Below are 12,931 nucleotides of genomic sequence, written 5' to 3'. Positions count from 1 at the left end.
CGGCCCTTTCCGGAGGCCCCCTCACGCGCCGTACCATCGTCCGTATGGCTACCGACACGAACGGAACGTCCCCGAGCGAGGACGCGGTCCGCGCCGCGCTCGCGACGGTGAACGACCCCGAGATCCAGCGACCCATCACCGACCTGGGGATGGTCAAATCGGTGGAGATCGCGGCGGACGGTTCGGTCGCGGTGGAGGTCTACCTGACGGTCTCCGGCTGCCCCATGCGGGAGACGATCATCAGCCGGGTGCGGGACGCCGTCTCGGGCGTCGCCGGCGTCACCGGCGTCACCGTCGAGCTCGACGTCATGAGCGACGAGCAGCGCCGCGAGCTCGCGGCCTCCCTGCGCGGCGGCACGGCCGAGCGCGAGGTGCCCTTCGCCAAGCCCGGCTCGCTCACCCGGGTCTACGCGGTGGCGTCCGGCAAGGGCGGCGTCGGCAAGTCCTCCGTCACGGTCAACCTCGCGGCGGCCATGGCGGCCGACGGCCTGAAGGTCGGCGTCGTGGACGCGGACATCTACGGCCACTCCGTCCCGCGCATGCTCGGCGCGGAGGGCCGCCCCACCCAGGTCGAGAACATGATCATGCCGCCGTCGGCGAACGGCGTGAAGGTCATCTCCATCGGCATGTTCACCCCGGGCAACGCCCCGGTGGTGTGGCGCGGCCCGATGCTCCACCGCGCCCTCCAGCAGTTCCTCGCCGACGTCTACTGGGGCGACCTGGACGTCCTGCTGCTCGACCTGCCCCCGGGCACGGGCGACATCGCGATCTCGGTCGCGCAGCTCGTGCCGAACGCCGAGATCCTCGTCGTGACGACGCCTCAGCAGGCGGCCGCCGAGGTCGCCGAGCGGGCCGGCTCGATCGCCGTGCAGACGCACCAGAAGATCGTCGGCGTCGTGGAGAACATGTCCGGGCTGCCGTGCCCCCACTGCGACGAGATGGTCGACGTCTTCGGCACGGGCGGCGGCCAGGTCGTCGCCGACGGCCTGACCCGCACCACGGGCGCCACCGTGCCCGTCCTGGGCTCCATCCCCATCGACGTCCGCCTGCGCGAGGGCGGCGACGAGGGCAAGCCGGTGGTCCTGACGGACCCGGAGTCCCCCGCGGGCGCGGCGCTGCGCGCCATCGCCGGCAAGCTCGGCGGCCGGCAGCGCGGCCTCTCCGGCATGTCGCTGGGCATCACACCGCGCAACAAGTTCTGACGGTACGCGCCGACGCGCGGGCAGGCTGCTCCTCCGCAGCCCTGCCCGCGCGTCGGCGCAGCTCCGTCAGCCCTGGGGCCCCAGGTCCTTCACGGGTGCCGAGGCCGCGTTCTGCTTCACGGACTCGATGCCCCTCTCACAGGCGGACCTGCTGTTGTACGACTCGCCGACGGCGATGATCTCGCCGTTGCCCGCCTTCAGCCGGTAGCGGTACTTGCCGGAGTTGTCCTCGTACATCTCGAACTTGCCTGGCATGGCTCATCACCTCTCCGAGTGCGGCTGCCCCCTGCCGGAAATTCAAGCCCGGCGCAACGGCAGGCGCAGCCCGGGAGAGCCCGGCGGGTGACCCGGCGCGGCCCCGCCGTGAACCGGCCCGGCGGCGGCCGGCGGTCAGCCCCGGTAGGCGGTGATGTCCTTGATCACCGAGAAGCCCATGCCGTAGGCGCTCATGCCCCGGCCGTACGCCCCGATGTGCACCCCTCCGCCGGTACCGGCCCCGCCTCCGCCGTCGCCGCGCTCGTCCATGGCGGAGCCGGCGAGCACCCAGCCGTACTCCGACTCGCGGTAGCGGAAGTCGGTGGGCACACCGTCCACCGGGAGCGACAGCGTCGACCACGCCGGGTCGTCCAGGTGGTCCGCCAGCTCCCAGGCGAGGGCCGTCTGCTGGTCGAGCCAGTCCTGCCGCAGCGCCCGCTCCATCTGCGCGGGCCAGGTGCACGAGAGCAGCCCCGACCCGGCCAGCCACGCCGCGGAGGAGACCGAGGTCGCCTCCAGGACGCCCGTGCCGTCGGCGCTGCGGCGGCCGGGGCGGCTGGCGACGGTCACGACGACCGCGAAGCGCTGCTTGGCGGCGTGGGGATCGGCGCGCTCGCTGCGCAGCGTGGGCTCCTCGCCGTGGCCCGTGGAGCCGTGCTCCACCGTCCCGTCGGCGGCGGTGCCGACCTGCATCAGCCAGCGCGGCCCGGTGTAGGCCTCGTCCAGGCCGTACCACGGGAACGAGGCCTGCAGATAGCCGTCGATCGCCCGCCGGTCGGCCGGCGCGCCCGGTGCGTCCTGCGCTGCGGCGTCCGCGGCGGACGCGTCGGCCGTGCCGGCCCCTTGAGCCCCAACCCGACTCGTCGTCTCCATCTGCGCGGCGCCTCCTTGTTGCCCGGTGTCCTGGGCGAGCCCGCCCCCCTCGGACGACTTCACCCCAAACACAGGGAGGATAGCCACCCCCGTCAATGGCGCACGGGATGCGCGGAACTCAGGTGGCGTCGGAGTCGAACGGAGGACGCTCTCCGGGGGCCGGCTTGTCCTGCTTCTTGAGCAGGTCCGGGCGGGCGGGAGTGCCGCCGTTCGAGGGAGCCTGCGCGGCGCCGGAGGCCGGGTCCGCCGCCGTGTCGCCGCCGCGGCCGTGGACGGCGTCGGCGACCTCGGTCATCTCCGACTTGAGGTCGAAGCCGTTGCGGATCTCCTTCAGGCCCAGCTCGTCCTTGTCCAGCACGTGCTTGCGGACGAACGTCTTGGGGTTGAGGTCCTCGAACTCGAAGTCCTTGAACTCGGGGCCCAGCTCGGAGCGGATGTCCTCCTTGGCGCTCTCGGAGAACTGCCGGATCTTGCGCAGCGTGCGGGACACGTCCTGGATCATCTTCGGCAGCTTGTCCGGTCCGAAGATGAGCACAGCGAGCACCACGAGCGCGACCAGCTCGAGGGGTCCTATGTCGAGCACGTTGAAGCTCCTTGATGCGTCAATGGCCGACGGTCCAGGCCACCTATCACGGTACCTGGCCCTGCGGGGTCGAAGGGATACACCTGGGGCAAGATCAGGCCAAAGCCGACGGCGGCGACGGTTCCGGTGCCCGCTCCGGGCCGGCCCCGGAAGGACGCGGGCGTCAGCGGGCGCCCGCGGAGCCGAGGGTCAGCTCGACCGCCCGCTCCCGGCCGTCCCGCTCCACGGTCAGCGTGAGCCGGTCGCCCGGACGATGACTGCGGATCTTGACGATAAGCTCCTGGCCGCTGCGCACGGCCACCCCGTCGACCTTTTTGATCACGTCGTCGGGCCGGAGGCCGGCCTTGTCGCCCGGGCCGCCGGGGGTGACGGGCGCGCTGTCGCCGCTCTTGGTGTTCACCCGGGCGCCGTCGCCCGAATACCCCATGTCCAGCGTCACGCCGATGACCGGATGGGTGGCCTTGCCGGTGTTGATGAGCTCCTCGGCCACCCGCTTGGCCTGGTTGATCGGTATGGCGAAGCCCAGGCCGATGCTGCCGCCCTGGCCGCCGCCGAGCTCGCCGCTGTCGCCCGCGGAGCGGATCGCGCTGTTGATGCCGATGACCCGGGCCTCCGAGTCCACCAGCGGGCCACCCGAGTTGCCCGGGTTTATCGGGGCGTCGGTCTGCAGGGCGTCGACGTAGCTGACGTCGCTGCCGTCGCCCTTCCGGCCGCCCGCGGTGATCGGGCGCTCCTTGGCGCTGATGATCCCCGTCGTGACCGTGCCCGCGAGGTCGTACGGGGCGCCGATGGCGATCACGGAGTCGCCGACGCGGACGGAGTCGGAGTTGCCGAGGGCGAGGGGGGTCAGGCCGGACACGCCCGACACCTTGATCACGGCGAGGTCGTAGCTGCTGTCCCGGCCGACGAGGGTGGCCTTGGCGGTCTGGCCGCTGTTGAACGTCACCGATATGTCACCGGCGGCTCCCGCGGGCTCCACGACGTGGTTGTTCGTGAGGATGCGGCCCTCCTTGTCGAGGACGAAGCCGGTGCCGGTGCCCTGGTCGCTGCCGCCGCGGACGTGGATCGTCACCACGCCCGGCAGGGCGCGGGCGGCGATGCCCGCGATGCTGCCCGGGGCGCGCCCCGAGCGGTCCGCGGTGGCCTGGGGCAGGCTGACGTGCCGGCCCATGGCGCCGTCCCGCTCCAGGTACGCCCCGACGCCGCCGCCGATGCCGCCGGCGACCAGCGCCACGAGCAGCGCCCCGGCGAGGAGCCGCCCGCGGCCGCGCTTGGCCGCGACGGGCTCCGGGGGACGGGCCGCGGACACGGCCCAGGGGTCGTACTGCCACGGCGCCGGGGTGCCGTGGGCGGGCGTCATCCCCACGGGAGGCACGGGGGTGCCGTGCGGCGGCGTGACGCCGGGCGGAGGGAAAGCGGCGCCCTGGGGCGCGGCGGGCCCTGCGGGCGGCAGCGGAGTGCCCTGCGGCGGCGTCACGCCGGACGGCGGAAAGGCGGCCCCCTGCGGCGCGACAGGCCCTGCCGGCGGCAGCAGCGTGCCCTGCGGCGGCGTGACCGGCCGCTGGACGGGCGGCGCGGGCGCCCACGGCCCGGGCCGCCCGTACGGAGGCGTGCCGTAGGGATCGGGAGCGTGCAGGGGAACGGCGCCGGCGCCGGAAGGCCCTTCCTGGCCGTACGGCGGCAGCGGGCGCGTCGGCGAGTCGCCGGGCGCGGACGCCTCCGGGCCGTACGGCGGCAGCAGGCGCGTCTCCGCCTCCGAGGAGGGCGTCTCGTCCGCCGGGGACGGGGGTGCGTCCAGGAACTGCGGGCTCTCGTCCCGGCCCGTGCGTCCGGCGGCGGCCGGCGCCTCGCCGTCCGGGCGCGGGCGGCTCCACCACTGCGGCGCGGACGTCCGCGCCTTCCCCTCGTCCATGTTCTCCCCACCGATCGCCGGAGGGCGCACGGCATCGCCCGAGGGATGCGCGGCCCACAGGAATTCAACCAGGTCTGCACACATGTGCGCAGGGGGCCCGGGCGGGGGTCAGCGCCGGGCGGTGTCGTCCGACGGCGCTCCCGGTGCCGGGTGCCCCCTCCGTATCAGCGGGGGCAGCAGCGGCGCCGCGGACGGGCGCAGCAGGGACACCTCCCGCACCGGCACGGCGGCCGACGGGGCGGACCCGCCGGAGCCCCCGGCAGCGCCCTGCGAAGCGGAGCGGGCGAGGCGCCGGTCGCGCCCGGCGGCCGACGAAGCGGAGGAGGCCGACGAAGCCGACAGCGGGGTCGCGGTGCGCGGGTTCTCGGCGCGCGGGCCCTGGGGGCCGGCGACCGAGGTCAGCGGAGCCGCGCCGCCGAGGGCGAACGCGGCCAGCGAGACGGCCCCGGCGGCGGCGAAGGCGATCCGCCGCCCCCGTATGCCACCGCGGGGCGGCTCGGGCATCTCGTGGATCCGGAAGCCGCCCTCACGGGGCCGGGCGGCACCGCCGGGGATGAGGCCGAGGGGCGCGAGGGAGTCAGCCCGGGCGCCGAGTACGGCTTTTCCCGGCCCTCCGGGGCCCTCGTGGCCCTCCCGGGCATCCGGGCCGTGGCCGGCCCGGCCGTCGTGATCGGCGCCGAGCGGGGCGCGGGGATCTCCGCCGGCCAGGCCCTGGAGCCGGGCCAGGAAGTTCTCGGAGAGCGGCGGGAGCGCCGCTTCCGCGAACACGCTTTTGAGCCGGCGCTGCGCGTCGGCTTCGGCTTTGCACTTCCAGCAGGTCGCCAGGTGGGCGAGCACCCGCTCCCGAGAATCGTGTCCCAACTCCCCGTCGACCAGGGCCGCGAGGCGGTCGCCGAGATGGTGCTCGGCGGGGGACTGACCGCCTGAACCGCTCACGCGATCCCTACCTCCCCACTGACAGGAACGCCGGGGGCCACGCCCGCCACGGCACGCTGCTCGGCCCGGGCGGCGGGCGAGCGGTGCTGGAGGGCCTTGCGCAGGTGGGAACGGCCGCGGTGGATCCGGCTGCGGACCGTGCCGAGCTTCACGCCCAGCGTCGCGGCGATCTCCTCGTAGGACAGGCCCTCGATGTCGCACAGGACGACGGCGGCGCGGAACTCCGGGGCGAGCGTGTCCAGCGCCTGCTGGACGTCCGCGTCGAAGTGCGTGTCGTTGAAGTGCTGCTGGGGGGAGGGCTCGCGGCTGGGGAGCCGCTCCGCGGCGTCCTCGCCGAGCGCGTCGAAGCGGATGCGCTGGCGTCGCCGGACCATGTCCAGGAAGAGGTTGGTGGTGATGCGGTGCAGCCACCCCTCGAACGTGCCGGGGGTGTAGGTGGAGAGCGACCGGAAGACCCGGACGAAGACCTCCTGCGTGAGGTCCTCGGCGTCGTGCTGGTTGCCGGTGAGGCGGTAGGCCAGGCGGTAGACGCGGGCGCTGTGCGTGCTGACGATCTCCTCCCAGGTGGGAGGCGTCCACGCCTGCGAGTCCGCATCGGTGGCGAAGGTCGCGGTCTGTGCGGAGTCGTTGGTGCGCGAACGGTCAGCGGTCTTGGTCACGGATTTCGGCTCGCCGGCGGACCTGCGAAAGCGCTTGAGCACTCCCCGACGGTCGTCGGCCGCAGCCGCACCTCCCCTGTCGGCTCTGGTGGTGTCCAGTAGAGCCCCTACCATATCCATCCCGCCTGTTAGCTCCGGATAAGGAATTTTGACCTGCATTTGGTCTTGCTTCCCCCGTCCTCCCGGCCATCCCCTCCATTTGCCGTCCCGCCCCTTCAACGCACGGTCCCATCTGCGGGTTCCCGTGGTCAGCGGATACAGTCACGGTTGCGTCGACTACGGGGACAGGAGAGGGCCATTACCGGCAACCAGCAGACGAGCTGGGCGTTCGCCGATGCGTTCGTCGCCGAGGACGAGGCGCTGCGCTGGGCCCGGGACCGGGCCCTGGAGGCAGGCCTGCGCTCGGTGTCGTCCGGCACCGGCGCCGCGCTGCGCCTGCTCGCCGCGGCGGTGGACGCCAAGGCGGTGGCCGAGATCGGCACGGGCACCGGCGTCTCCGGCATCCACCTCCTGCACGGCATGCGGCCCGACGGCGTGCTCACGACGGTGGACAGCGACCCCGAGTGCCAGCAGTTCGCCCGGCAGGCGTTCCGCGCGGCGGGCTTCGCGGGCAACCGCGCGCGCTTCATCCCCGGCCGCGCCCTGGAGGTGCTGCCACGCCTCGCCGACGGCGGCTACGACCTGGTCTTCTGCGACGGCGACCGGCTGGAGTGCCTGGACTATCTAGCCGAATCGTTGCGCCTGCTGCGGCCCGGCGGCCTCGTCTGCTTCGAGGGCGTCTTCGCCGACGGCCGCACGGTCGACTCCGCCGCCCAGCCCGCCGAGGTGCAGCGGCTGCGCGAGCTGCTGCGGGCGGTGCGCGAGTCGCGGGTGCTGGTGCCGTCGCTGCTGCCGGTGGGCGACGGGCTGCTGTGCGCGGCCCGTCGCGGCTGACCCCGCGCGGGCGCCCCGCCCGCCGGGCGCACCCCGGATGCACCACTGCCCCGGCAGCCGGTGCGGACCGGCTGCCGGGGCAGTGTAAGAACGGTGGTTCGGCGTGCGTCAGCCGACAACCTTCTTCAGGGCGTCTCCGAGGGCCTCGGCCTCATCCGGGGTCAGCTCGACGACGAGCCGACCGCCGCCTTCGAGCGGAACCCGCATGACGATGCCCCGCCCCTCCTTGGTCACCTCGAGCGGGCCATCGCCCGTCCGCGGCTTCATGGCCGCCATGCTCGTTCCCCTTCCTGAAACCAGCTCATCGTCAGCCGACGGCCCCACGACAGGCCCGCGTCACCGGCATCGAACACATTGCTTCCAGGCCATTATCTCGCATCGCGTGACCCAATGAACAACATCGGTCCGTATCCCTTCGGCAACGCGATCACGCAAAACCACTCAATTCGGCGATCGGACTGCGATACTGCGCCGCTTCGACCACGCATCCATGGCCGGATTCTTTGACGCAGGTCACATATCGGTGCCCGGTGATCTCCGGCATGCTGGGCCCGGAACGCCACTGACGGGGCTTGCGACGAGGGAGGGACCGGCACATGGCCGACTCCGTGCTGTACGAGGTGACGGACGGGCTCGCGACGATCACGCTGAACCGTCCCGACGCGATGAACGCGCTGAACACCGACACCAAGGTCGCCCTGCGCGACGCCCTGCGGCGGGCCGGGGCCGACGCGGCCGTCCGGGCGGTGCTGCTGACCGGCACCGGGCGCGCCTTCTGCGTCGGGCAGGACCTGAAGGAGCACGTCGAGTCGCTGGCCGCCGACCGCGCGAGCGGCACGGGGAGCACCATGACGACGGTCAAGGAGCACTACAACCCCATCGTCACGGCCATCGCCGGCATGCCGAAGCCGGTCGTGGCGGGGGTGAACGGGGTCGCCGCCGGCGCCGGGGCGGGGTTCGCCTTCGCCGCGGACTACCGGGTGGTGGCGGACACCGCCGCGTTCAACACGTCCTTCGCGGGGGTCGCCCTGACCGCCGACTCGGGGGTCTCCTGGACGCTGCCGCGCCTCGTCGGCCACAGCCGGGCCTCGGACCTGCTGCTGTTCCCGCGCAACGTGCCGGCGCAGGAGGCGTACGAGCTTGGCATCGCCAACAAGGTCGTGCCGGCGGAGGAGCTGGCCGCGGAGGCCGAGGCCGTCGCCCGCCGCCTCGCCGCGGGCCCCACCGGCGCCTACGCCGCGATCAAGGAGTGCCTCGCCTACGGCGCCGGGCGGCCCCTGACCGAGGCCCTGGCCAAGGAGGACGAGCTGCAGACCCGTGCGGGGGCGTCGGAGGATCACTCGATTGCCGTGGACGCCTTCCTCAAGAAGGAGAAGCCGAAGTTCGTCGGCCGCTGAGCGGCCGGGCACGGGCGGGCCCCGCGTCAGCGGGCCCCCGCGCCCTCCCTCGCGTGACACCCCGCCAGGTGGTCGTTCACCAGCCCGCACGCCTGCATCAGGGCGTACGCCGTCGTCGGCCCGATGAAGCGGAAGCCGCGCTTCTTGAGGTCCTTGGCGAGGGCCGTCGACTCCGGCGTCACCGCCGGGACGTCCGCGGCCGTGCGCGGCGCGGCGGCCTGCTCCGGGGCGTAGGACCAGATCAGGGCATCCAGCTCGCCGGGCGCCCACTCCGCCGCGACCCGTGCGTTGGCGATCGTGGCCGTGATCTTGGCGCGGTTGCGGATGATGCCGGGGTCGGCCAGCAGGCGCTCCGCGTCGGCGTCGGTGAAGGCCGCGACCTTGGCGATGGAGAAGCCGGCGAAGGCGGCCCGGAAGCCCTCGCGGCGGCGCAGGATCGTCAGCCACGAGAGCCCGGACTGGAAGGCCTCCAGGCACATCCGCTCGTAGAGGGCGTCGTCCCCGCGCACGGGGCGGCCCCATTCGGTGTCGTGGTAGACGCGGTAGTCCGCCATGGTCTCCGCTTCGAGGCCCCACGGGCAGCGGTGCAGCCCGTCCGCCCCTATGACCGGTGCGCCGCTCATTCCTTCTCCCCCTCGTCCTCGCGCCGCTCCTTCTCCTCATGGCCGGCCTTCGCGCCGCCGGCCATGGCCGCCGCCTGCGCGCCCGCGAGGGCGGCCTCCAGCTCGGAGATGCGGGCGTCGCGCTCGGCGAGCTCGGCGCCGAGGCGGTCCAGGGCCTCGTCCGTCTCCGCCATGCGGTAGCCCCGCAGGGCCACGGGCAGGCGCAGCGTCTCGACGTCGGCCCGGGCCATGGGGCGGTCCGCGGGGAGCGGCCAGACGGTCCGGTCGGCCGCGGCCTCGGGCAGCGCCGCGCCGCTTCCGCCGCCGGCGACGAAGAGCGCGACCGCGGCGACCACCACGACCAGCGCGATGAGCAGGAACCAGAACACGACCATCTCCCAGGAACACGGACTGCGTTTCCGTCCACCCCGATCGTGCCATGCCGCACTGACAGTTAAGGTCGCTGCGGACCACCGAGAGGGAGTAGGGACATGCTGCGGCTGGGACGACGCGAGTTCGATGCGCACGAGCCGGTGATCATGGCGATCGTCAACCGGACGCCGGACTCCTTCTACGACCAGGGTGCGACGTTCACCGACGAGCCCGCCCTGGCCAGGGTGGAGCAGGCCGTCGCGGAGGGCGCCGCCATCATCGACATCGGCGGGGTGAAGGCCGGCCCCGGCGAGGAGGTGACCGCCGAGGAGGAGGCCCGGCGGACGGTCGGCTTCGTGGCCGAGGTCCGCAGGCGCCACCCGGACGTGGTGATCAGCGTCGACACCTGGCGGCACGACGTGGGCGAGGCCGTGTGCGAGGCCGGCGCGGACCTCCTGAACGACGCATGGGGCGGCGTGGACCCCAAGCTGGCCGAGGTCGCGGCCCGTTACGACGTGGGCCTGGTGTGCACGCACGCGGGCGGCGTGGAGCCGCGCACGCGCCCGCACCGGGTGGAGTACGAGGACGTGATGGCGGACATCCTGCGGGTCACGCTCGGGCTGGCCGAGCGCGCGGTGGCGCTGGGCGTCCGGCGCGACGGCATCATGATCGACCCGGGGCACGACTTCGGGAAGAACACCCGGCACTCGCTGGAGGCGACCCGGCGGCTCGGCGAGATGGCGGAGACGGTTCCCCAAGCTCTCGGCTTCGCTCTAGCAGGGGACACCCCATTGCCGGTGCTGGTCTCGCTGTCGAACAAGGACTTCGTCGGAGAGACGCTCGACAAGCCGGTCAAGGAGCGCGTCCTGGGCACGCTCGCGACGACGGCCGTCTCGGCGTGGCTGGGCGCGCAGGTCTACCGCGTCCACGAGGTGGCGGAGACGAAGCAGGTGCTGGACATGGTCGCGTCCATCGCCGGCCACCGCCCCCCGGCAGTCGCCCGCCGCGGCCTGGCCTGACCCGCACCCACGACCCGGCGGACGGAGTCCGGCGCAGCCTCCCGAAGCCGGTGAGGCGCCCCGGCGCCGAACCTCGCGAGGGGGGCGTCAAGAGGAGCAGCCGAAGCAGGTGCTGGACATGGTGGCGTCCATCGCCGGCCACCGGGCACCTGCGGTGGCCCGGCGGGGTGGCCTGAGTCGTGGCAGGACCGGCACCGCCGGGCCGCCCCGTCGTGGTTGCGCGCCGTTGCGGCGGAAGGGATTCCCGCCGCAACCCGCGCGTTCGTCGCGGCCTGCCGGAGGCGGTGGGCTACGCCCCCGCCTCCTTCGTGACCAGCCGCACCGCCTCCTCCACGTCGTCCGTGACGTGGAAGAGGTGCAGGTCGTTCGGGCCGGCCTTGCCTCCGGCGATGAGCGTGTCCCGGAACCAGTCGACCAGGCCGCCCCAGTAGGCGGAGCCGAACAGGACGATCGGGAAGCGCGTGACCTTCTTGGTCTGGACGAGGGTCAGCGCCTCGAACAGCTCGTCCAGCGTGCCGAGTCCGCCCGGCAGCACGACGAAGCCGCTCGCGTACTTCACGAACATCGTCTTCCGCACGAAGAAGTAGCGGAAGTCGACGCCGAGGTTGACGTACTGGTTGAGCCCCTGCTCGAAGGGCAGTTCGATGCCGAGGCCGACGGAGATGCCGCCCGCCTCCGTCGCCCCCTTGTTGGCGGCCTCCATCGCGCCGGGCCCGCCGCCCGTGATGACCGCGAAGCCCGACTCGACGAGGCCGCGCCCGATGGCGATGCCGGCCTCGTACTCCGGCGAGTCCCGGGGCGTGCGGGCCGAGCCGAAGACGCTGATGGCGGGTGGCAGTTCGGCGAGGGCCCCGAAGCCCTCGACGAACTCGGACTGGATGCGCATCACCCGGAAGGGGTCCTCGTGGACCCAGTCCGCGGCCCCTCTCGTGTCCAGCAGGTGCTGGTCCGTGGTGCCCGCCTGCATCTGGCCGTACCGGCGTACCACCGGCCCCCGGCGCTGCTCCCGCCGCGCGCGCGACCCTTCGGGATGTGCCATGCCGTGCTCCCTCCGCTGCAGATCGTTGCTGTTCAGCGTAGGCCCACGGGTACGGCGTACCGAAAGGTCAGCCGACCAGCCAGGCGCGCAGCCGCTCTTCGCAGTCGTTGATCAGCGAGGCCCGGACGCGCTCGTCCCGCTTGTGCGCGAGCGTCGGGTCGCCGGGGCCGTAGTTGACGGCGGGGACGCCGAGCGCGCTGAAGCGGGAGACGTCGGTCCAGCCGAACTTGGGCTTGGGCGTCCCGCCGACGGCCTCGATGAACGCGGCGGCGGCGGGGTGGGACAGCCCGGGCAGCGCGCCGGGCGACTCGTCGTCCACGACGAGCCCGGCGACGCCGCAGTCCGCGAAGACCTCGCGGACGTGCTCCAGGGCCTGCGCGGGGCTGCGGTCGGGCGCGTAGCGGTAGTTGACGGTGACGGTGCAGGCGTCGGGGATGACGTTGCCGGCGACGCCGCCCTCGATGCGGACGGCGTTGAGGCCCTCGTGGTACTCCAGGCCGTCGATGACGGGGCGGCGCGGCTCGTAGGCGGCGAGCCGGGCGAGGATCGGCGCGGCCGCGTGGATCGCGTTGCTGCCCATCCAGCTGCGTGCGGAGTGGGCGCGCTCTCCCGCGGTGTGCAGGTGGACCCGCAGGGTGCCCTGGCAGCCGCCCTCGACCTGGGCGTCGGAGGGCTCCAGGAGGACGGCGAAGTCGGCGGCGAGCCAGTCGGGGTGGGCGTCCGCGATGCGGCCGAGGCCGTTGAGGTGGGCGGCGACCTCCTCGTTGTCGTAGAAGACGAGGGTCAGGTCGCGGTTGGGCTCGGGCACGGTGGCGGCGATGCGCAGCTGCACCGCGACGCCGGACTTCATGTCGCTGGTGCCGCAGCCCCACAGGAAGCCGTCCTCGTCCAGCCGGGAGGGGACGTTGCCGGCGATCGGGACGGTGTCGATGTGGCCGGCGAGCACGACGCGCTCGGCACGGCCCAGGTTCGTGCGGGCCACGACGTTGTTCCCGTACCGGTCCACCGTCAGGTGCGGCAGGGCGCGCAGGGCGTTTTCTACGGCGTCGGCCAGCGTCTTCTCGCTCCCGCTCTCGGACGGGACGTCGACGAGCTGGGCGGTGAGGGCGGCGGCGTCGAGGGACAGGTCGAGTGCGGCGTCATCCATGC

15 protein-coding genes are annotated in these 12,931 nt (G+C 73.4%); 4 read left to right on the top strand and 11 right to left on the bottom strand.

From position 1 onward, the window contains the following. Positions 1-44 precede the first annotated feature (44 nt). A complete protein-coding gene (locus tag NQU55_RS10880; protein WP_168090743.1) occupies positions 45-1,202 on the top strand; it encodes an Mrp/NBP35 family ATP-binding protein in 1,158 nt (385 codons plus the stop codon). 66 nt (positions 1,203-1,268) lie between these two features. Here the strand turns inward: NQU55_RS10880 and NQU55_RS10875 are convergent, their stop codons facing one another. The 6 genes from NQU55_RS10875 to sigE all read right to left on the bottom strand — a co-directional run bounded on the left by NQU55_RS10875 (position 1,269) and on the right by sigE (position 6,534). Further along, positions 1,269-1,457, bottom strand: a complete 189-nt coding sequence (locus tag NQU55_RS10875) for a YegP family protein (protein WP_168090742.1) — start codon at positions 1,455-1,457, stop codon at positions 1,269-1,271. Positions 1,458-1,592: 135 nt separating this feature from the next. Further along, a complete protein-coding gene (locus NQU55_RS10870) occupies positions 1,593-2,330 on the bottom strand; it encodes a hypothetical protein (RefSeq protein WP_168090741.1) in 738 nt (245 codons plus the stop codon). Between the two features lie 118 nt (positions 2,331-2,448). Then, complete coding sequence (locus NQU55_RS10865; RefSeq protein WP_168090740.1) at positions 2,449-2,913, bottom strand: sec-independent translocase; 465 nt, start codon at positions 2,911-2,913, stop codon at positions 2,449-2,451. 163 nt (positions 2,914-3,076) lie between these two features. Beyond that, the gene (locus NQU55_RS10860; protein ID WP_168090739.1) at positions 3,077-4,825 is read right to left on the bottom strand and encodes a S1C family serine protease; all 1,749 of its coding nucleotides are present in this window, start codon (positions 4,823-4,825) and stop codon (positions 3,077-3,079) included. A 108-nt stretch (positions 4,826-4,933) separates the two neighbouring features. Further along, the gene (locus tag NQU55_RS10855; protein WP_168090738.1) at positions 4,934-5,761 is read right to left on the bottom strand and encodes an anti-sigma factor family protein; all 828 of its coding nucleotides are present in this window, start codon (positions 5,759-5,761) and stop codon (positions 4,934-4,936) included. After that, a complete protein-coding gene (gene sigE, locus NQU55_RS10850) occupies positions 5,758-6,534 on the bottom strand; it encodes an RNA polymerase sigma factor SigE (RefSeq protein WP_168090757.1) in 777 nt (258 codons plus the stop codon). Before sigE ends, NQU55_RS10855 begins: the two co-directional genes overlap by 4 nt. Before the next feature lie 153 nt (positions 6,535-6,687). Here sigE and NQU55_RS10845 point away from each other — a divergent pair, with 153 nt between their 5' ends. Next, a complete protein-coding gene (locus tag NQU55_RS10845) occupies positions 6,688-7,353 on the top strand; it encodes an O-methyltransferase (RefSeq protein WP_168090737.1) in 666 nt (221 codons plus the stop codon). Between the two features lie 108 nt (positions 7,354-7,461). Here the strand turns inward: NQU55_RS10845 and NQU55_RS10840 are convergent, their stop codons facing one another. Beyond that, positions 7,462-7,629, bottom strand: coding sequence for a DUF3117 domain-containing protein (locus NQU55_RS10840; protein WP_009997451.1), 168 nt, complete (start codon positions 7,627-7,629; stop codon positions 7,462-7,464). Between the two features lie 320 nt (positions 7,630-7,949). Here NQU55_RS10840 and chcB point away from each other — a divergent pair, with 320 nt between their 5' ends. Further along, positions 7,950-8,750, top strand: a complete 801-nt coding sequence (chcB, locus tag NQU55_RS10835) for a 2-cyclohexenylcarbonyl CoA isomerase (protein ID WP_168090736.1) — start codon at positions 7,950-7,952, stop codon at positions 8,748-8,750. A 26-nt stretch (positions 8,751-8,776) separates the two neighbouring features. Here chcB and NQU55_RS10830 read toward each other — a convergent pair whose 3' ends face one another. Continuing rightward, on the bottom strand, positions 8,777-9,373 hold the full coding sequence (locus tag NQU55_RS10830) for a DNA-3-methyladenine glycosylase I (RefSeq protein ID WP_168090735.1): 597 nt from the start codon (positions 9,371-9,373) through the stop codon (positions 8,777-8,779). Continuing rightward, positions 9,370-9,747 (bottom strand): DivIVA domain-containing protein, encoded by a 378-nt coding sequence (locus NQU55_RS10825; protein WP_240976071.1) that lies wholly within the window; start codon positions 9,745-9,747, stop codon positions 9,370-9,372. The genes NQU55_RS10830 and NQU55_RS10825 overlap by 4 nt, the downstream gene beginning before the upstream one ends. A 96-nt stretch (positions 9,748-9,843) precedes the next feature. On the opposite strand from NQU55_RS10825, the gene folP reads away from it, so the two are divergent. Beyond that, positions 9,844-10,743 carry a dihydropteroate synthase gene (folP, locus tag NQU55_RS10820; protein ID WP_168090734.1) on the top strand — a complete coding sequence of 300 codons (900 nt, stop codon included), beginning with the start codon at positions 9,844-9,846 and terminating at the stop codon, positions 10,741-10,743. 289 nt (positions 10,744-11,032) lie between these two features. Here the strand turns inward: folP and NQU55_RS10815 are convergent, their stop codons facing one another. Together NQU55_RS10815 and dapE are read right to left on the bottom strand one after the other, a co-directional pair. After that, positions 11,033-11,782: an LOG family protein gene (locus NQU55_RS10815; RefSeq protein ID WP_058046096.1), complete on the bottom strand. Its 750-nt coding sequence runs from the start codon at positions 11,780-11,782 to the stop codon at positions 11,033-11,035. Positions 11,783-11,849: 67 nt separating this feature from the next. After that, entirely contained in the window at positions 11,850-12,929 is a 1,080-nt protein-coding gene (gene dapE, locus NQU55_RS10810) for a succinyl-diaminopimelate desuccinylase (RefSeq protein ID WP_168090733.1), read from the bottom strand. Between the last annotated feature and the right edge of the window lie 2 nt (positions 12,930-12,931).

Origin of the sequence: Streptomyces telluris, assembly GCF_024519335.1 — a bacterium.
In the GTDB taxonomy this organism is placed as follows: domain Bacteria; phylum Actinomycetota; class Actinomycetes; order Streptomycetales; family Streptomycetaceae; genus Streptomyces; species Streptomyces telluris.
This window is presented reverse-complemented; position numbering and strand designations above follow the sequence as displayed.